The following is an 18,314-nucleotide window of genomic DNA, read 5'->3' as shown; positions in this document are numbered from 1 at the left end:
GGCGACCGCCGGGACACGGCCCATGCGCGACGCCACCGCCACCGCTGTCGCAGGTAGGCTGCGATGCATGGCCAGTCACGAATCGGAGAGTGCGCCCACCACACCGGCTCGTACGACCGCCCGCTATCTCTTGTCGGCGGCGCTGGTGTTCGCGGGTCTGAGCCATCTGTTCTGGGCCCGGCGGGAGTTCCAGGCCCAGGTACCCGATTGGGTACCGTTGGACAAGGACGGTGTCGTGATGGCCTCCGGCGGCGTGGAGATCATGCTCGGCGCGGGATTGGCGGCGATGACCCGGGATCGGGTCCGGATGGGGCGGATCGCCGCACTGTTCTTCGTCGCGGTCTTCCCCGGCAATATCGCCCAGTGGCGCGACCACCGATCCGCCTTCCGGCTCGACACCGACGGGAAGCGCTTCGTGCGATTGTTGTTCCAGCCGGTCCTGATCCTGTGGGCGCTCTGGTCCACCGGTATCCCCCGCGACGCCAGGAGCTGAGCACCCGTGCCCGAAACCGATACCGCGGGCGCGGTCCTCTTCGATATCGACGGAACGCTGGTCGATTCGAACTACCTGCACGTCCACGCCTGGGCCCGGGCTTTCCGGGAAGTCGGCGCCGAGGTGGACGCCTGGCGGGTGCACCGGAGTATCGGCATGGACGGCTCCCTGCTGGTGAGCACTCTGCTGCCCGATGCCGACGACGACACCCACGACCGAGCGAAGGACCTGCATCTGCGCTACTACCTGGATTCCGGTGCGCTCATGCGCCCGGTCGACGGCGCGCGCGAACTGCTCGAGCGGGTCGCGGCGGCCGGGCTGACCGTGGTGCTGGCGACCTCCGCGCCGGAGGACGAACTCTCGGTACTGCGGGAGGTACTCGGCGCGTCGGAGGTGATCTCGGCGCAGACCTCCAGCGAGGATGTCGGCACCGCGAAACCGCGACCCGATATCGTGCGCACCGCGCTCGACCGGGCCGGTGCCGCGGCCGGATCGGCGATCTTCGTCGGTGACACGGTATGGGACGCCGAAGCGGCCCGGCGGGCGGGAGTGGACTTCATCGGCTTCCGGTCCGGCGGGATCGGCGGCGCGGAACTACGCGAGGCGGGCGCGGTCGCGGTCTACGACGACCCCGCCGAGTTGCTCGCGCAGTTCGAGCGCAGTCCGCTCGCCGAACCGGGCGGATCGACCGGGGACCGGCGCAGCGGTGAGGTCTGAGCGGGGCCCGGCGCGACAGTGTGGGCCGTCTAGGCTCGTGCCATGCGTGACCGAGTCCCCACTGTCGACCGCCTGCGGCCCTTCGCCGCCACCATCTTCGCCGAGATGACCGAACTCGCGGTCCGGCACGAGGCGATCAACCTGGGGCAGGGCTTCCCGGACAGTGACGGCCCCGCGGGCATGCTCGAGGCCGCCCGCGCGGCGATCGCCGACGGACTCAACCAGTACCCGCCCGGCCGCGGTATGCCGGTGCTGCGCCGCGCGATCGCCGCGGACCGTGCCCGCCGCTACGGAACGCACTACGACCCGGACACCGAGATACTGGTGACAGTCGGCGCCACCGAGGCGATCAGCGCCGCGGTTCTCGGCCTGGTCGAACCCGGCGCCGAAGTCGTGCTGATCGAGCCCTACTACGACTCATATCCCGCGGCGGTGGCCCTGGCCGGCGCGCAGCGGCGCACCGCCCGGCTCGTCCCCGACGGGGACCGTTTCGTCCTCGACCACGACAGCCTGCGCGCCGCGATCACCCCGGCCACACGCATGTTGATCCTGAACTCACCGCACAATCCCACCGGCACGGTCCTCGACCGCGCCGATCTGGCCGCACTCGCCGAGCTCGCCTGTGCGCACGACCTGCTGGTGCTGACCGACGAGGTGTACGAGCACCTCGTGTACGACGACGCCGAACATCTGAGCATCGCCACCTTCCCCGGCATGGCCGACCGGACCCTGGTGGTGTCGAGCGCCGCGAAGACGTTCAGCGTCACCGGCTGGAAGATCGGGTGGATCGGTGGGGCGGCTCCCCTGATCGACGCGGTGCTCGCCGCCAAACAGTTCCTCACCTTCGTGGGCGGCGGACCGTTCCAGCCCGCCGTCGCGCATGCGCTCACCCATGAACTCGAGTGGGTGGCCCGGCTGCGCGCCCGACTCGCCGAGCAGCGGCTGCGCCTCTCCGCGGCGCTGACCGAGACAGGTTTCCGGGTGCATCCCAGCGCGGGGAGTTATTTCGTCTGCGCCGATATCCGCCCCACGGGCGAGGAAGACGGCATCCGGTTCTGCCGGGACCTGCCCGCACGGCTCGGGGTGGCCGCGGTGCCGGTCAGTGTTTTCACCGACGATCCGGCCGCGTGGCGGCATCTCGCCCGCTTCACCTTCTGTAAGCGTCCCGAGACCTTGGACGAGGGCGTCCGGCGGCTCCGGAAGGCGAGCGCCCGCTGAGCATCGGAGAGCCGGGCCCCGGTGATCAGCGCGGTGCCCGCAGCATCCGGCCCGCCGCGTCGACAGCGGGTCCGGAACTTCCCGCGTCGGCCACGAACACCGCGAACGCCAGATCGTCCTGGATACCGATGAACCAGCCGTGCGCGCTGCTGTTATCACCGTATTCCGCGGTACCGGTCTTACCGAGCAGGCCGGGGATATCGGCCAGCCGGGTGGCGGTACCCGCCGTGACGGTTTCCCGCATCATGGTCTTCAGATCGCCGGTGACCGCGGTGGGCAGCGGCTGCGGTGTCCGGTCGGGGATGCCCGGCGAACCGGTCACCAGTACCGGAGCGGGCGTGGTCCCGTGTGCGACGGACGCGGCGACCAGCGCCATACCGAAGGGTGAGGCCGTCACCTGACCTTGGCCGATACTGGCCTCCACCCGCTCCGCCGGACTCTGCGCGACCGGCACACTGCCGGTCACCGTGGTCAGCCCGGGCGTCACGTAGTCCACTCCGAGGCCGAGCCGCTCGGCGGCGGTGCGCAGCGCGTCCGGCGGCAAGTTGACGGCGAGCCCGGCCATGGTGGTGTTGCAGGAGTGGGCGAACGCGGTGTGCAGCGGGGCCTGTCCCAGATCGAAACTGTCGTCGTTGGGTATGCGGCGCCCCTCGATATCGGCGACGCCGGGGCAGGGCAGCACAGTGTCGGGGGCGGCGCGTCCCGCGTCCAGCACCGCGGCGGTGGTAACCGTCTTGAAGGTCGAACCCGGCGGATACAGACCGGTGAGCGCGATCGCCCCCGTACCGTCGGCGGCGGCGTTCTGCCCGACCGCCAGGATCTCGCCGGTCGAGGGGCGCATCGCGACGATCGCCGCGGGGCCGCCGATCGGGTCCAGTGCGGTCTCCGCGGCCCGCTGCAGCCGGATATCGATGGTGGACCGGATATCGGTGGTGGGCCGCGGATCCGCTCCGGCGATACGGACCGTGCCGTCCGCGGTCTGCGCGCGCACCGCCCAACCGGCGGCGTCGTCGGCCTGCTGCTGCCAGAGTTCGCTCAGCCCCGATAGGGTCGGTGCGGATATCGCCTTGTCGGTGGTGAGCAGCCGCGTCTGCGGGGCGAGGGTCACCCCGCGGACCGCGGTCAACGCGTCCCGGACCGGTGCGATATCGGCTTCGCGGAGACTGATCGTCGTCACCGGTTTGCCCTGCGCGGCAGCCAGTTCGTCGTCCAGGGAGGCCGGCGTGATCCCGGCGGCGAGCGGGGCGAGCAGCGCGGCCGCGGCGGCGGTATCGGCGCCGGGCGCCAATTGCACGAGCGTCACCACCTGCTCGGTCATGAGCTCACCGCCCGCGGCGTCCAGGACCCGGGCGGGCCGCGGGTACACCGGTGCGTAGCTCAGCGGGCCGGTATCGAGCCCCGGCGCGACGGTGGCCGGGTTCCAGTGCACTTTCCAGCCGTCGTCGGTCTCGCCGGCGGTCCCGGTGGTTGTGTACTTCCATTCCTTGCCGCCGCCGGCCCCCAATTTCCAGGTCGCCTCGAGAGTGAACCTGTCCTCGTCCACCCCGGCGACCGCGAAGGTCGCTTCTTTGCCCAACCCGTCGTAGAGGGCGCCGAGTGTTTCACCGGCCCGCGCCGGATCATCGGTGAGTGCCGCGGCGGCAGCGATATCGTCGCTGTTCAGCGCCTCGGTGAAGCGTTCGGCGACGGTATCCGGCTCGGGTGGCGCAGACGAGCAACCGGCCAACGCCAGACCGAGGGCGGCCATGAGGACGAGGAGTTTCCGATCGGTGCGCACCGTTGCGACTGTATCGAGCGCACTTCCAGCGGACGCGGACGGTCCACTTTCCGGTGGTGCGGAGCGCGTCGCCGGACGCGACCGCGACCGCGACCGCGCACAACGGTTGCCCGGCCCACACCCGGGCCGGGATGATTGCGAGGTGAGTACCACCCACCCGCCCGCACTGGCTCCCGGGATCGTGCCACCGCAGCGTATCGACCTCGGTGACCTCGTGGTACGGCGCTGGGAAACCGGCGATCTCACAGCTCAGCGCGGGGCGATCAACGCCTCGTTCGATCATCTCCATCCCTGGATGCCGTGGCTGCCCACACCACGCACCCAGGAGGAACAGCGAGTCTTCAACGACATCGCGGCCACCGGATGGCCGTCGGCCGACGGAGATTTCGGCTACGGCATCTTCGATTCCGAAGGCACTCTGCTCGGCGCGGTCGGGCTGCACGACCGGGTGGGGCCCGCGGCCCTGGAAATCGGCTACTGGTGTCATATCGCGTATACCGGTCGGGGGATCATCACCCGCGCGGTCGCCGCGCTCACCGATGTCGCCCTGCGGCTGCCCGGTATCGAGCAGGTACAGATCCGCTGTGATGCCGCCAACGAGCGCAGCGCCGCGGTACCCCGCCGCCTGGGTTACCGGCTGGACCGGATTGAGACGCGCGCCGTGAATGCACCCGCCGAAACCGGGCACGGGCTGGTGTTCGTGGCAGGCGCTTGATCCGTGGCCGCACCCGCTACCGCGGCAGCGTGCGGGCGAACAGTTCGCGCAGTTCGCGATAGTGCCATTCCGCGCCCGCCTCTTGGTAGGCCGCTGTATCGGGGGTCGAGGAGCGTTTCCGCCCGATCCGACACCAAAGAGGTGCGCGAAATCCTCGAAAACGCGCCGTATTCACGCAGGCACGGCGGCCATCAGGCCCGCAAGCTCGCGCCATTCCGGCATCGGCAGCTCAGCAGGGGTGGCAGTCAGCACCTGGAGACATACATGATCTGCGCCGGCCGCGAGGTGCTCGCGCACCCGCTGCTCGATGGCGTCGATATCACCGTAGGCGACGATCGCGTCGACAAGACGATCACTTGGACCGCCCACGATATCGGCGTCGCCGAAGCCCAGCCGCCGCACATTCGCCTGCTGATGCGGCGACGCCTCGACATATCCGGCGACATGCGCCCGGGCCAGCGCACGTGCGCGGGTCCGGTCGGTGTCCAAGACCACGGCTTGCTCGACGGCCAGGACCGCGTGCGGACCCATGATCCTGCGTGCGCGCGCGGTGTGTTCGACGGGGACGAAGTAGGGATGTGCGCCCCAGGTGCGTTCGGCGGCCAGTTCGAGCATCTTCGGCCCGAGTGCGGCGAGCACACGGCGCGGCGCGGGGTCGGGAACGGGACCGTGGTGCGGTACGGCGTCCATCGCATCGAGATAGTCACGCATCACCGCCAGCGGCCGGTTCCCGATCGCAGGCATCGGGTAGCCGTCGAACACGCCGGTTTGCCCACCGACCCGGTGGCCGCCGAGTCCGAGCAGGAAGCGACCGGGAAACGCGTCGCCGAGAGTGCGTTCCGCGGTCGCCATGGCGATCGGATCACGGAAGGCGACATTGGCGATCCCCGCGGCGACCGTAACGCGCTCGGTCGCGGTGAGCAGCAGCCACGCCTGCCCCATCGCTTCCCGGCCGAAGGCCTCACCGAACCACAGCGTGCCGTAACCGAGTTCCTCGAGTTCGGCCGCCGCCTCGCGGACTCGCCCGGCGGGCTGGCTCTCGAACGCGAACGTCCAGATCCCAACGCTGCCCAGTTGTCGTTCTGTCATTTTCCCAGACCTTTCCGGAGAGGTTCTCCGATTCACCCGAGGTACGATACGGAGAACTTCTCCGAATGACAAGGGGCAGGCATGCGAGCCGATGCACAGCGCAACTACGAGCGCATGCTGAGCGCCGCCGCCGAAACGTTCGCCGAGGAGGGACCGGACGCCTCCCTCAACGAGATCGCCCGTCGCGCGAATGTCGGACCGGGCACGCTCTACCGGCACTTCCCCAACCGGCAGGCACTGCTGGCCGCCGTACTCCGCGAGCGGATCGAAGCACTGGGCGCGCGGGCAGAGGAACTGATGTCGACAACCGACGCGGATAACGCACTCCGCGAGTGGTTGCGAGCCTTCCTTACCCACGCGCGAACCGACCACGGCCTAGGGGGCGCGGCACTGACCGAGCCGGTCGACCCGGGGTTCGACTGTCACGCCGCGATTCACGAAGCCGCCCATGCGGTCGTGTCCCATGCCCAGCACGCGGGCAGCGTACGCGCCGATGTCCACGCCCGCGATGTCATCCAACTCATCGTGGGCATCGCTTTGACCACCTCCCGTAGCTCCGACCCCGATCAGCCCGAACGCCTGCTGGGCCTCGTCATGGACGCGCTCTACGAGCGCCGTCGAGAGTCGATGAGTTCCTGAGTCTCCCGGCCGTTCCTGGCACACCGTTTCCCGCCTGAGCCATAAGCGGCCCGGCCGGCGACAACGAAAACGCTGAACGAGACTTTTATCGAATTCGATCTCCCGGAACGGGACTCAATCTCTCTGGCCGATAAGAGTGCGGATGGACGCCGACAGTCGTTGCGCGTCCTCATAACGCACCGACATCTCACACTCGTGGATCGACACCGCGACCCGGCACAGATCAATGGTGCCGTTTTTCCGGTGCCGATGCGCCCCCGGCGGCCTGATTGAGCGGGAGGATGTTCCTCGGACCGCCTGCTTGACCGTTCGCCTACCGAAGCCGTTCTTGGGGGCTGGTCAAGATAGCATCGGGGCCGGAACTAGGTCAGGACTGGAGATGCCTCGCAACAGACGTCCGCAGGATCGGGAAGAGAAGCGTGCGGAGATTGTGGTAGCTGCCCGACGGTTGTTCGTCGAGGAGGGATACGACGCGGCGTCGATGACGCGGATCGCCCGCGACGCCGGAGTGGTGTCGAACACGCTGTACTGGTACTTCCAGGACAAGGACGCGGTATTGATCGCGGTCCTGGACGCGGTCCTGGCCGACTCGATGGCCTCCTACCGCGAAGTGCTGGACACGGAGCTGGGTGATCGGCTGTTGTGGCTGGTCGAGGAATTGAAGCAACTGGGGCGATTGGTCAGCACGGTGCACACGCGCGCCGAGGAGTCCGCGTCCATTCAGGAATGGCACGAGCAATTCCACGCACTGGCCGAGGGATTGTTCCGAGCAGAGCTTATCGGACTCGGCGTGCCCGATGACGAGGTGGATCCGCTGGTCACGATCGGCGTTTTCGTTGTCGAGGGCTTGCTGACGCATCCGGCGGATCAGGCCCAGCGGCGCACCGTGATCGAGACGCTGCTGAACAGCGCTCGCAGTCTTGCCGCAACCGCCGGCTGAGCGCTCGGTCTCGGCACGTCCACGAGCCAGGGGCGATCTACTGCGTGGTGCGTGCGGTGTAGTCGAATTGCGTTGCCAGGAAATAGAGTTGGTCACGCACGGCGCGTTCGAAGTGCTCGCCCAGGTAAATGCCGAAGTGGTCGCACGGGTAGTTCTGGACGTGCACGTGTGCCAGCCCCTGCGCGCGACGCTTCGTAGTCTTCGCGGGCGCGGCCGCGTCGTTGTCGCAGACACACAGCAGCGTCGGGGTGCGCAAGCGTGCCAGCGCGCGACCGGGCCGATCGAGCGGAAGGTGCAGCACCAGCCGGGCGGCCAGGGCGTTGGCGGCATCGAATTCACCGTGCGGGCCGCGCAGTACACCCCATACGCTGTCGCGACCGACACCGGTCACGGGTTCTTCCCTACTGTCGATCTCGGTCAGCTCGATATTCTTCGACACCCGAGCCCGCACCGAGGGCAGCCGTTTCAACAACGCGCTGGTGCGCCGCGAGAGCCGGGTCCCCGCAGGCAGGAGTGCGGAAGCGCCGGCGAGGGCGTCGGGTGAGGCGACGAACGCGGGCATCCAGGACGTCCCCGCCATCGGCAACAGGATCGGCTTCGCGCCGAACCAGGAACCTACCGTGTCGAGGATGCCGGCCACTGTCAGCGCTACTACGCTCAGCGGTCCGGCCCGTAGACGCGAGCGCAACGACGCCGGTCCGTCGGTGAAGGGGCACTGGGCCACGACCGCCGCGATACGGGTGTCTTCAGAGGCGACCTGAAGAACATGCCCGCCGCCGAACGAACTGCCCCACAAAGCGATCCGGTCGACATCTACCTCTGGAAGGGTGCGTACGAACGCCAGGGCGGCATGCCAGTCAGCGCGTTGCCGACCGATATCGAGGAGCTGGCGCGGCGCTCCGCCGCTGGCCCCGAGATGACGGTAGTCGAACACCAGCACCGACCATCCCGCCTCGGCGAACCGTTCCGCGTAGGCGTCCAGGCGCATCTCCCGCACCGCCCCCAGCCCGTGGCCCATGATCACCATCGGACGCGGGCCGTTCGGATCAGGTGCGGTGTACAACCATGCCGCGCACTCGTCCTGACCTGAGGTGAACGAGACCTCACGCCGCCGCACCCTCGCCGCCTCATGCCGATCAGCAGGTCCACTGGTTTCCATGACGCGCGTCCTCCCGCTTCACCACTACCCTTCTTGGATGACGTCCAAGAAGAAGGTCGCGGTTACGGTAAAGGCTTCATGGACATCAGTCAAGAAGCGGCAGGGACGGGTCTGCGTCGGCGGCCGGCCAACCCTCGAATCGCGCTGTAATCGGCATCGATGAAAGGGCCCCGTACTCCTTCGGGGCCGCGGCCAGTGTGTTCTGGCGTCCGGCGGCCGAGAGCTTGCCGACCAGCGGCTTCGCGTTTGGTCGCCACGATCACCTTGGTGCTGTAGGTGGCGTGCTGATCGGTGACATGGGTATAGGTCGACAGCCCCTCATCGGCGACGTAGCGGCTCAACGGCCGCGCGGTCGTCGCCTACCCGCGCGTCGGGAACTGCTGCCCATCGCTCGACGACTGCGTCCCAGCGCCGACACCGATGTCAGCGGGAGCCGCTGTTTGTAGTCGATGATCGCGAGGTTGGCCGCGCGCAGGGTCTTCTCCCGCACGTACCATTCGTCGATCCGGGACAGGATGTCGTGGGGGATGCGGCAGGCCTCGGCCATCCGCGTCAGACCCAGGTTCGGAGCCGGACACCCGGACCGGCGGCTCGGGCCACGTACGCTTCGGCGGAGCCACCGGGCATTTCGATCGCGACTGTCGGCATGATCGTGGCCTACCCGACATTTCCGGCGGGCAGCGCGGCGCTCCCGCGGCGGCGGCTCAGACCCGCAGTCCCTTCGCCGTGTCCAGCAGCAGCTCGACCGCGTGATCGACCACCTGGTCCAGTATTTCGGCGGGTTCACCCTCGAACAGCCGGAACGAGGCGGTGACCCGCCCCTCGACCGCGACGGCGAACCACACCGAACCCGGCTCCTGCCCGTCCTGTGGGTCGGGGCCACCGGCACCGGTCACTCCCACCGACAGTGTCGCGTCGAACAGTGTCCGCACCCCTTCGGCCATCGCCCGGGCCGCCGCCGCGCAGACCACCGGCCCGTCCGGTACGCCGAGCACCCGGTGCTTGACCCCGCGGCTATAGGCCACCACCGCGCCGCGGAACCACTCCCCCGAGTTACTCGCGGCGCCCAGCGCCGCCGCGAGCTGGCCGGAGGTGAGCGATTCCGCCACCGCCACCTGCAGACCCGTGCGGTCGGCGATGGCGGCCAACTCCTCGGCGCGGTCGTGGGCTCGCCCCAGTACAGCCGGCACAAGCACTCCTTCGGATTCGGAATCCGTCGACATCAGTACCCCACTTCCGAGTGCCGGACCCCACCGGTGACACCGCGAACGGTCCCCGCGATACGCCACCGGGTGGCCCAGGTCCGAATCATTGCGTCCTGCCACACGCAGGTCAGTCTAGACAGGCCGGTGCCCTGGCGACGCCGACGGCGAAACCCGCCGGTCGGGCTCCACCACTGGCGCGTGCGACGTCACCATCCGCCCGGGACCGCGACCGGATGCCGGTCCCCGCACCGTCGGAGTGCGAATTCTCCCGGTACACCGGGCACCGGCAGGAACCGGCGCCCGGCCCGTCAGGACCGGCGATCCGGGTACACCGGCACATCGTCGTCCCAGGGCTGGCGCACGACCATATCGGCGACCCGCACCGAACCGCTCTCGAATTCCCCGGTCGCGGCGTCCACGAGCCGGTAACGCTGGGTCTGCCGATGGATGGGTTGCGCATCCAGCAGCACAACCCGGACTTCCCCCGGCTCGAACCCGCAGCGCTGCTGGAGGGCGGCGATCAGCTGCTCGCTGTGCAGATGACCGTCACCGAAGTTCCAGCCGAGGGCGGTCGAGCAGATGCGCTCGCCGTCGGTCAGAACATAGTCGGCCTCGTCCTGATCGGCCATCGCGCGATGCGCGAGCGTGAACAGCGCCTTGCCGTGGGTGTTGAAGGCCCGGAAGGCATAGCCGAGATACAGCGGGATCTGCGCGGCCTCCGGACTTCCGTAGAACCGTTGCAACTGCGCGGCCGGCATGGTCGCGACGGCGACGATCCCCTGCCGGATCTTCGCGTCGGCCGAGGGCCGGATACACCAGAGCGTGGTATCCCAGTTGCCCGCGTAGTAGCGCATCCCGGGCAGGAACGACACCTTGCGCGGGAACAGATTTCCCAGGGTGACCGCTCCGGCGAGCACGATCAGCAGCAGGACCGGCGGCACCGGGTTGGTCACCGCGGACAGGCCCACATCGGCGTGCGCGACGAACAGTGTCAGCACACCGAAGATCATGAAGACGTTCCACTCCAGCGGTACACCCATCGGTATCGCGGTGAGGATCACCAGGTGGAAGCCAATCAGCGCGGTGGCGGCGACCGCCGTGGGCCAGCCGCCGTGCGCGAAGAACAGCACCAGCGGCGCACCCATCTCGACCGCGGTCCCGCCGTGGGCGAACCACCGCGACAACCGTCCCGGCCGCAGATCGTCGGGAAAACGTTCGAAGAAAAGCCGTTTGAGAGCCCGGGGCCGCACCACCGGACTGTTCGACATCATCGTCGACACCACGAACGGGAAATGTTTGTTCAGCTTCGAGACCGCCGCACCGATCCAGATGACGACGAAAACGATCTTGGCGCCGACGATCAGGTCCGCGCCGCCGAAGAGGAACGTGACCGCGAGTGTCGCGTACACCTCACCGCGCGCCGCCAGGAAGATGGTCTTGTCGCGTAGTCCCAGCACGGCGAGCAGACCGAGCACCGTCGCGATCTGCCAGACCGGCAGGACGCCGACGGTCGTGTCGAGTGCCGCGTCCGGTCCGGTTCCGTTGGACACCAGCGCCACCAGCAGCATGACCAGCAGCGCCGCGTACAACACCACTTCGAACAGTGTGCGGCGGGTACCGCGGGTGCCGGGCACCCGATCCGGCCAGGGTGGCAGGCGGATGGTGCCGGGGCGCAACCAGTACAGGATCGAGCCCATGGGCGGGAAGAACCTGTTGTTGAGCGGACCGAACCCGCAGCCCAGCCCGACCACCTCGAAGAGCATCGTGAACAGCACGACCTTCTGGAAGACGATCGGCTCCGACCACCAGGTACCGACCGCGGTGAATCCGTCGATACCTTCGGTCGTCAGCGCGAACAACCATCCGCCGAGGACGTAGAGGCCGATCTTGACGACATAGCACAGGTGCAGCAGCACCGGCGTGCCGAAACCGACCTCGGCCCAGTGCCGCGCCATGGGCCGGAGCTTTTCCGCTCGCGTACCGCTGCTCCATTCGTCGAAATCGACCACCGGCAGGTTCGGCCGGAGGATGCCGAACAATCGATCTGTTCCGCTCACTACGCTCTCGTTCCCTACGCCGTTCGATCAGTTGGGAGCACACCGTCGGTATCGAATACGGGTTACTCGGGTGCCCTCTCGCCGTTCGGAGACCACCGTCCCCGGACGCCGTGACGGACGGCGGTCACCCTCGTGACGAACCGGCCGACGACCGAGATCATCGCACCCCCGCGGCCACCCTCGAGTGAAAATCGGTGTGCTGACGAGTGGCCGACTCACGGGCGGGGTGCCCCGGTGGCCGCCGAGCGCGTCGTGCGTCGACCGCCCATTCACCCTTGAGTCGATTTCGCATCGCTAGGCGTGTAGCGTGAAGCCTCACAGGTGGCAATTCCGGGATCGGCTACGGGACGAGGCGGCTGCCCGCCCGCGCCCGGCACCGGCTGGACCACCGGCACACGAGAGGAGGCGCAGCCAGCTCCAGCCGTCCTGCGTGGGAAAGGTGTGTGCGGCCGTGCGCGAGACCGACCCGGCAGACGATTCCGGGATCGGGTTCACCGTCGGTACGGTGGCCCAGGCCCTCGATATTCCGGTGGCGACCCTGCGCAGCTGGAACCAGCGCTACGGCTTGGGGCCGCCCCGCCACAATCCAGGCGAACACCGGTACTACACGCCGAGCGACGTGGCGTTGCTGGGCCGCATGGTCGATCTCGTTCGCGCCGGAGTCGCCCCCGTCACCGCCGCGAAGGCCGCGCGCGCCGCAGCCGAACCGGCGCCCACTTTCGGCGACGTGGGGCCCGCCCTGGCGGCCGCCGACCGGCTCGACGCGGCGGAACTCCTGGCGATCTGCACCACCCACGTCGCGCATTTCGGTGTGGTGAGCACCTGGAACCGGCTGTGTCGCCCGGTGTTCGCCGACATCGTCGACCGGCAGACCGGCGACCAGGGATTGATCGAGGTGGAACATGTGCTGTCCTGGGCCGTCACCACCGCATTGCACCGGGCGGTTCCACCCATCCGGTACACCGTCGGGCGCGCCCCGGTGCTGCTGGCCTGTACCGCCGGCGAGAACCATGTCCTGCCGCTGGAAGTGCTGCGGGCCGCGCTGACCGAAGCCGGCATACCGGCCCTGCTGCTCGGCGCCGCGCTCCCCGCCGACGCGCTGGCTGCCGCCATCACCCGGCAGCCGCGCGAGCCGGTGGTGGTGCTGTGGTCCCAGACCGAGCGGACGGCGTCCCCGGTCCCGATCCCGCCGGGATGCCCCGCACCGGCCCGCCTGTTGCTGGCCGGCCCCGGCTGGCCGGTGGCCGTCGTATTCCCCGGCGCCCGCCGGGTCGACTCGCTCGAGGACGCGCTCGGCGACATCGTCCGGTCCGTGCATACTCTCTGACTACGCATCGTTTACGCATCGAAGAAGGTCTACGATGGTATGTGACCCACACCCGGCAATGGACTCGAGGAGCTGTGATGAACACACAGATCGTGGGATCCGACCGCGCACCGCGCGCCAGGCCCCACGGTGGGGCCGGGCTACCCGAGCAGCCGACAGCCGAGTGGCAGCAGACGGTCCGCGCGCGGGTGCTGGCCGAGCTGGCCGAGTTCGTGCAGCGGCGGTCCGTCGAATCGGCCGTGCGGCCGACGGTGCAGCATGTGCTGTGGCAATACGTCGGCGGCGGCAAATGCGTGCGGTCGGCCTTCATGTACGCGGGGTGGTTGTGCGGCGCCCCCGAGGACGACACAGCGTTACGGGCCAGCGCGGCACTGGAACTGTTGCACGCGTTCGCGCTGCTCCAAGACGATGTGATGGACGAATCCGCCCGGCGCCGGGGTGAGCCCACCGCGCACCGACGGCTCGCCGACCGGCACGAACGGAACGGACTGCCCGGTTGCCCGCGCCGCTTCGGCGAATCCGCGGCCACGCTCCTGGGCGATATATGCCTGATCTGGGCCGAGCAAATGCTGCGCGAGAGTGGAGTGGACGAATCCGCGCTGGCCCGGGTCCGGCCCCATTACGATCGCATGCGGATCGAACTGGCCCTGGGTCAATTCGCCGATCTGAGCAACGATATCCGCAGCACACCCACCCTGGACGGGGTGCTGGCGATCGCACGCGCCAAATCCGGCAACTACACCGTGAAATGGCCCCTCGTCCTGGGGGCGACGATGGCGGACTGCGACCCGGGCGTGACGGCCGCGCTGACCGAATACGGCCGGGCGATCGGCGAAGCCTTCCAGCTGCGCGACGATATCCTCGGCGTCTACGGCCTCCCGGAGATCACCGGAAAACCCGATAACGATATCGCCCAGCACAAGGCGTCCACCTTGATCGTGGCGGCGATCGAGATGGCCGGCTCACGCCTGCACCGCGAACTGTGCACCCTGCTGCAGGCGCCGACGCTCGGCTCGTCCGAGGTCGCCCGGGTTCGCGCCCTGATCACCGCCACCGGCGCCCCGGCGCGCATCGAGGCGATGATCGACAACCGGGTCACCGACGCCCGCCACGCACTGGCCGCCGCGCCACTTCCCGACGTCCGGCGCGAACTACTGGACGGTATGGCCGCCCGCTGTACCGTCCGCGAATCCTGAGAGGAGAAGACGATGCGCGGCGTCGAAGGTCGCTGTGATCATGTCGTGGTGATCGGCGCGGGGCTGGCCGGACTATCGGCCGCGATCCATCTGGCCGGCCGCGGGGTCGCGGTCACCGTCCTCGAACGTGAACCGGTCCCCGGGGGCCGCGCCGCCCGAGCCGATATCGGTGACTACCGCCTCGATCTGGGACCGACCGTGCTCACCATGCCCGACCTGATCGACGAGGTGTTCGCCGCCGTCGGCGCCGACACCGACGATCATCTGCGCCTCGTCCCCATCGACCCGGCCTACCGGGCCCATTTCGCCGATGGCCGCACCCTCGACCTGCATACCGGCCCCGAACCCATGGCCGCGGCGATAACCGATTTCGCCGGATCCCGTGAGGCGGACGGTTATCTGAAATTACGGCGCTGGCTGACCCACCTGTACCACACCGAATTCGATCACTTCATCGCCGCCAATGTCGATTCACCGATGTCGCTGATGACCCCGGCAGCGGGGCAGCTGGTCCTGGCCGGCGGGCTACGCCGCTGGGACCGGGCGGTCGCCGACCATCTGCACGACCCGGACGTGCGCAGACTCTTCACCTTCCAGTCGCTCTACGCCGGGGTCCCACCGCAGCGGGCGCTGGCCGCCTACGCCGTGATCGCCTACATGGACACCATCGGCGGAGTCTTCTTCCCGCTGGGCGGAATGCGCGCGCTACCCGACGCCCTCGCCGCCGCCGCGACCACGGCCGGGGTGCGTTTCCACTACGGAGTCACCGCGGAATCCACTCGGCGTTCGGGGTCCCGGATCGAAGCCGTCACCACTTCCGACGGGCGGGATATCGAGTGCGACGCGGCCGTCGTCACCACCGAACTGCACCACGCGTACCGGCTGATCGGTCACCACTCACGACGCCCGAAACGGCCCATCGCGTCGCCTTCGGCCGTAGTGGTGCACCTCGGTAGCGATCCCGCCCCACATCTGGCACATCATTCGCTGCTGTTCGGACGCGCGTGGCGGCGGACCTTCGACGACATCCTCACCCGCGGGCAACCCATGCGGGACCCGTCACTGCTCGTCACGCGCCCCACCGCCACCGATACGCTGCTGGCCCCGCCCGGACGCGAGTTGCTGTCCATCCTCGCGCCAGCGCCCAATCTGGAACGGGCACCGATCGACTGGGACCGGCTCGGGCCCGCCTACGCGGACGAACTCGTCGCCACGGTGAACCAGCGCCTGCCCCGCCCCTTGACCGGAGTGGAGATACTCCGCGTGATCACACCGGCGGATTGGGCGCGCCAGGGCATGCTCGCGGGTAGCCCTTTCGCGCTGGCGCACACGCTGTCGCAGACCGGACCGTTGCGGCCGGCCAATATGATCCGCGGCCTCGACAATGTCGTGCTCGCGGGCAGTTCGACCGTGCCCGGGGTCGGCGTACCACCGGTGTTGATCTCCGGGCGGCTGGCCGCCGACCGAATCACCGGCACACTGGCCGCGGGCCGACCGGACGCACCCCTGCACACCGGGGGTGCTCGTTCATGATCGGCAGCGAACTCGACGCCGCCGCGATCACGGACCCGTGCCTGCGTCGGGCCTACCGGTACTGCCGCGACCTCAATGCCCGCCACGGCCGCACCTTCTTCCTCGCGACCCGACTGCTCGCCCCCGCGCAACGCCCGGCGATCCACGCCCTCTACGGCTTCGCCCGCTGGGCCGACGATATCGTCGACCTACCCGACCCTGCCGCGGGCACGCCGCGGGCACGTCTGGACGAGCTGACCCGGCAACTGTCGAGTGGTCTCGATAGCCCCGGGCAGGGCGCGCCGGTTGTCGCCGCGGTGGGTCACACCGCGTCCCGATACACCATCGACAGCGATCTCTTCCGGGCTTTCCTGGACTCCATGCGGATGGATCTGACCGTCACCGACTACCCGGACCGTCCGGCCCTGGACCGCTATGTGTACGGCTCGGCCGAAGTGATCGGTTTGCAGGTGCTGCCCGTTCTCGGCGCCGTCTGCCCACAGCCCGAAGCCGCGCCGTATGCGGCCGCGCTCGGTAAAGCGTTCCAGCTCACCAACTTTCTGCGCGATATCGCCGAAGACCTCGACCGCGGGCGGGTGTACCTACCGGCCGACGAACTGGCCGCCTTCCGCGTCGACCGGGACCTGCTGCAATGGTGCCGCGCGCATCGCCGCACCGATACCCGCGTCCGTGCGGCCCTGGCCGCCCAGCATGCCGTCGCCCGCCAGTGGTATGCCCGGGCCACGCCGGGCATCGATCTGCTGCACCCCGTCTCACGCCCCTGCGTGGCAACCGCTGCCGTCCTCTACGGCGAAATCCTCGACCGGATAGAGGATCTCGACTTCGCGGTCTTCACCGAGCGGGCCACCGTCGGACGTGCCCGCCGCGCGCACGTCGCCGGATCGGCGCTCGCCCGAGCGCTGTGGGCCCGCCGCAACGGCCGATCCGGCATCCTCACCCCCGCCACGACACCCGTGTGACCGGCGCGCGTACCGGCCCGGCCGCGAGACAGTTCAGTTGGTGGGAAGGATTTTCGAGGTCAGCCATATTCCCACGGCCAGTGCCGCGGTCACGGTGACACCGATCAGCGCCGAGCCGGCGAGGACGGTGATCCCGATGGAGAACACCAGGCAGGTGAATACGGCCAGGACCGCCGTTCCCCGTTCGACACCGACGACCCGGGCGGGCTGGTTCCGAATCGCAGTCATATCTACAGGCTTCCCCACCACTCGGTTTATGAAACCGTTACCGGCGGTCGGGGGAAATACTTCGTTTTTCGACCGATCTCACCGAGATGGACTCGAGATCGCCTCGGGATACCTCTCACACGCTCCCACACGATCACCGACGCACACTCTCCGGCGCGGCACCATCCGGTCCGATCGAACGCCGAGACGATCGTGGTGTGGCTCACCCGGCGTAGCGGCAAAATCGCAGGCGACGGCACAATGGAACCAATGAGACCTTGGCAGCCGAGCCCGCCCGCCGACACCGACTCCGCCGGTGCGGGCCCGATCACCGTCGACGACGTGCGCGCGCTCCGCGAACAGTTCCTCGACTTCATGCTCGGCTACAAATTCGCGATCGACGAGATCACCACCAAGATCAATATTCTGCGCGAGGATTTCAACAGTACCCACGAGTACAACCCCATCGAACACGTCGGATCGCGACTGAAATCGCCCGAAAGCGTGATGGAAAAGGTCCAACGCAAGAAATATCCGATGACCCTGGCCGCCATCCGGGACAACATCCTCGATATCGCTGGAGTCCGCGTGGTGTGCAGCTTCATCTCCGATATCACCGTGATCAGGGATATGCTCGCCGGCCAGGAGGACATCACGGTCCTGGAGGAACGCGATTACATCACCCACCGCAAACCGAACGGCTACCAGAGCCTGCACCTGATCGTTTCTATCCCGGTCTTCCGCTCCCAGGGCACCGAACACATTCCGGTCGAAATCCAGATCCGCACCATCGCGATGGATTTCTGGGCCAGCCTCGAACACAAGATCTACTACAAATACCGCGGCGAGGTACCCCCGAACCTCCGCAGCGATCTGGCCCAGGCCGCCGAGGTCGCCACCCAGCTGGACGAGAAAATGGAAGCCCTGCACCGCCAGGTCGACCGCACCGAGCGCACCCAGCCCGAGCCGGCCGACACCCTGGACCTCAGAAGCCTCTACCACAGCCTCGTCACCGACCCCTCCTCCGGCGTCCGGCCCGCACCCATCCTGCGCGCACCCGAGCTGTAGATCGGCCGGCCGGGC

At 68.5% G+C, this 18,314-nt stretch carries 17 protein-coding genes and 1 pseudogene; 11 read left to right on the top strand and 7 right to left on the bottom strand.

Translation table 11 applies throughout. From position 1 onward, the window contains the following. The first annotated feature begins 67 nt into the window (after nt 1–67). Genes NGR01S_RS00740 through NGR01S_RS00730 form a run of 3 tightly spaced genes read left to right on the top strand, consistent with a single transcriptional unit; the run spans nt 68 to nt 2,428 of the window. Entirely contained in the window at nt 68–493 is a 426-nt protein-coding gene (locus tag NGR01S_RS00740; RefSeq protein WP_063034180.1) for a DoxX family protein, read from the top strand. Between the two features lie 6 nt (nt 494–499). Continuing rightward, the gene (locus NGR01S_RS00735; RefSeq protein WP_063034179.1) at nt 500–1,210 is read left to right on the top strand and encodes an HAD family hydrolase; all 711 of its coding nucleotides are present in this window, start codon (nt 500–502) and stop codon (nt 1,208–1,210) included. Nucleotides 1,211–1,252: 42 nt separating this feature from the next. Continuing rightward, nucleotides 1,253–2,428 carry a pyridoxal phosphate-dependent aminotransferase gene (locus NGR01S_RS00730; RefSeq protein WP_063034178.1) on the top strand — a complete coding sequence of 392 codons (1,176 nt, stop codon included), beginning with the start codon at nt 1,253–1,255 and terminating at the stop codon, nt 2,426–2,428. 25 nt (nt 2,429–2,453) lie between these two features. Here the strand turns inward: NGR01S_RS00730 and NGR01S_RS00725 are convergent, their stop codons facing one another. Beyond that, nucleotides 2,454–4,175, bottom strand: a complete 1,722-nt coding sequence (locus NGR01S_RS00725) for a penicillin-binding transpeptidase domain-containing protein (protein ID WP_063034261.1) — start codon at nt 4,173–4,175, stop codon at nt 2,454–2,456. Nucleotides 4,176–4,347: 172 nt separating this feature from the next. Between NGR01S_RS00725 and NGR01S_RS29820 the strand changes: the two genes are divergently transcribed. After that, nucleotides 4,348–4,920 (top strand): GNAT family N-acetyltransferase, encoded by a 573-nt coding sequence (locus NGR01S_RS29820; protein WP_245664369.1) that lies wholly within the window; start codon nt 4,348–4,350, stop codon nt 4,918–4,920. Between the two features lie 171 nt (nt 4,921–5,091). On the opposite strand, the gene NGR01S_RS00715 is transcribed toward NGR01S_RS29820, so the two are convergent. After that, entirely contained in the window at nt 5,092–6,009 is a 918-nt protein-coding gene (locus NGR01S_RS00715) for a TIGR03620 family F420-dependent LLM class oxidoreductase (RefSeq protein ID WP_063034177.1), read from the bottom strand. An 81-nt stretch (nt 6,010–6,090) separates the two neighbouring features. Between NGR01S_RS00715 and NGR01S_RS00710 the strand changes: the two genes are divergently transcribed. Further along, the gene (locus NGR01S_RS00710; protein WP_063034176.1) at nt 6,091–6,648 is read left to right on the top strand and encodes a TetR/AcrR family transcriptional regulator; all 558 of its coding nucleotides are present in this window, start codon (nt 6,091–6,093) and stop codon (nt 6,646–6,648) included. 379 nt (nt 6,649–7,027) lie between these two features. Next, complete coding sequence (locus NGR01S_RS00705) at nt 7,028–7,588, top strand: TetR/AcrR family transcriptional regulator (RefSeq protein ID WP_063034175.1); 561 nt, start codon at nt 7,028–7,030, stop codon at nt 7,586–7,588. Nucleotides 7,589–7,625: 37 nt separating this feature from the next. Here the strand turns inward: NGR01S_RS00705 and NGR01S_RS00700 are convergent, their stop codons facing one another. From NGR01S_RS00700 to NGR01S_RS00685, 4 genes and pseudogenes are all read right to left on the bottom strand, one after another. Continuing rightward, on the bottom strand, nt 7,626–8,747 hold the full coding sequence (locus NGR01S_RS00700; RefSeq protein ID WP_063034174.1) for an alpha/beta hydrolase: 1,122 nt from the start codon (nt 8,745–8,747) through the stop codon (nt 7,626–7,628). Nucleotides 8,748–8,983: 236 nt separating this feature from the next. Beyond that, nucleotides 8,984–9,312 (bottom strand): annotated as a pseudogene (locus NGR01S_RS32960) (Tn3 family transposase); the annotation flags it as partial. Nucleotides 9,313–9,451: 139 nt separating this feature from the next. Then, nucleotides 9,452–9,937, bottom strand: coding sequence for a CinA family protein (locus NGR01S_RS00690; protein ID WP_373861374.1), 486 nt, complete (start codon nt 9,935–9,937; stop codon nt 9,452–9,454). A 323-nt stretch (nt 9,938–10,260) separates the two neighbouring features. After that, entirely contained in the window at nt 10,261–12,009 is a 1,749-nt protein-coding gene (locus NGR01S_RS00685; RefSeq protein WP_245664368.1) for a DUF3556 domain-containing protein, read from the bottom strand. Nucleotides 12,010–12,460: 451 nt separating this feature from the next. On the opposite strand from NGR01S_RS00685, the gene NGR01S_RS00680 reads away from it, so the two are divergent. The 4 genes from NGR01S_RS00680 (at nt 12,461) to NGR01S_RS00665 (ending at nt 17,024) form a co-directional block, all read left to right on the top strand. Then, nucleotides 12,461–13,336 (top strand): MerR family transcriptional regulator, encoded by an 876-nt coding sequence (locus NGR01S_RS00680; RefSeq protein WP_063034257.1) that lies wholly within the window; start codon nt 12,461–12,463, stop codon nt 13,334–13,336. A gap of 77 nt (nt 13,337–13,413) precedes the next feature. Beyond that, complete coding sequence (locus NGR01S_RS00675) at nt 13,414–14,532, top strand: polyprenyl synthetase family protein (RefSeq protein WP_084480254.1); 1,119 nt, start codon at nt 13,414–13,416, stop codon at nt 14,530–14,532. Between the two features lie 12 nt (nt 14,533–14,544). Next, the gene (gene crtI / locus NGR01S_RS00670; RefSeq protein WP_063034172.1) at nt 14,545–16,065 is read left to right on the top strand and encodes a phytoene desaturase family protein; all 1,521 of its coding nucleotides are present in this window, start codon (nt 14,545–14,547) and stop codon (nt 16,063–16,065) included. Next, entirely contained in the window at nt 16,062–17,024 is a 963-nt protein-coding gene (locus NGR01S_RS00665) for a phytoene/squalene synthase family protein (protein WP_063034171.1), read from the top strand. Before crtI ends, NGR01S_RS00665 begins: the two co-directional genes overlap by 4 nt. 33 nt (nt 17,025–17,057) lie before the next feature. Here NGR01S_RS00665 and NGR01S_RS00660 read toward each other — a convergent pair whose 3' ends face one another. After that, on the bottom strand, nt 17,058–17,252 hold the full coding sequence (locus tag NGR01S_RS00660; protein ID WP_063034170.1) for a hypothetical protein: 195 nt from the start codon (nt 17,250–17,252) through the stop codon (nt 17,058–17,060). Between the two features lie 249 nt (nt 17,253–17,501). Here NGR01S_RS00660 and NGR01S_RS00655 point away from each other — a divergent pair, with 249 nt between their 5' ends. Further along, nucleotides 17,502–18,299 carry a GTP pyrophosphokinase gene (locus tag NGR01S_RS00655; RefSeq protein ID WP_157107063.1) on the top strand — a complete coding sequence of 266 codons (798 nt, stop codon included), beginning with the start codon at nt 17,502–17,504 and terminating at the stop codon, nt 18,297–18,299. Nucleotides 18,300–18,314: the final 15 nt, after the last annotated feature.

It is taken from the genome of Nocardia grenadensis NBRC 108939, assembly GCF_001613445.1.
GTDB classification, from domain to species: Bacteria; Actinomycetota; Actinomycetes; order Mycobacteriales; family Mycobacteriaceae; genus Nocardia; species Nocardia grenadensis.
This window is presented reverse-complemented; position numbering and strand designations above follow the sequence as displayed.

Excerpts from the sequence above, each read along its gene's own strand:
- NGR01S_RS00660 (WP_063034170.1), bottom strand. The coding sequence starts at position 17,252 with ATGACTGCGATTCGGAACCAGCCCGCCCGGGTCGTCGGTGTCGAACGG.
- NGR01S_RS00675 (WP_084480254.1), top strand. The coding sequence starts at position 13,414 with ATGAACACACAGATCGTGGGATCCGACCGCGCACCGCGCGCCAGGCCC.
- NGR01S_RS00655 (WP_157107063.1), top strand. The coding sequence starts at position 17,502 with ATGAGACCTTGGCAGCCGAGCCCGCCCGCCGACACCGACTCCGCCGGT.
- NGR01S_RS00710 (WP_063034176.1), top strand. The coding sequence starts at position 6,091 with ATGCGAGCCGATGCACAGCGCAACTACGAGCGCATGCTGAGCGCCGCC.
- crtI (WP_063034172.1), top strand. The coding sequence starts at position 14,545 with ATGCGCGGCGTCGAAGGTCGCTGTGATCATGTCGTGGTGATCGGCGCG.
- NGR01S_RS00715 (WP_063034177.1), bottom strand. The coding sequence starts at position 6,009 with ATGACAGAACGACAACTGGGCAGCGTTGGGATCTGGACGTTCGCGTTC.
- NGR01S_RS00730 (WP_063034178.1), top strand. The coding sequence starts at position 1,253 with ATGCGTGACCGAGTCCCCACTGTCGACCGCCTGCGGCCCTTCGCCGCC.
- NGR01S_RS00740 (WP_063034180.1), top strand. The coding sequence starts at position 68 with ATGGCCAGTCACGAATCGGAGAGTGCGCCCACCACACCGGCTCGTACG.
- NGR01S_RS00705 (WP_063034175.1), top strand. The coding sequence starts at position 7,028 with ATGCCTCGCAACAGACGTCCGCAGGATCGGGAAGAGAAGCGTGCGGAG.
- NGR01S_RS00665 (WP_063034171.1), top strand. The coding sequence starts at position 16,062 with ATGATCGGCAGCGAACTCGACGCCGCCGCGATCACGGACCCGTGCCTG.
- NGR01S_RS00725 (WP_063034261.1), bottom strand. The coding sequence starts at position 4,175 with ATGGCCGCCCTCGGTCTGGCGTTGGCCGGTTGCTCGTCTGCGCCACCC.
- NGR01S_RS00700 (WP_063034174.1), bottom strand. The coding sequence starts at position 8,747 with ATGGAAACCAGTGGACCTGCTGATCGGCATGAGGCGGCGAGGGTGCGG.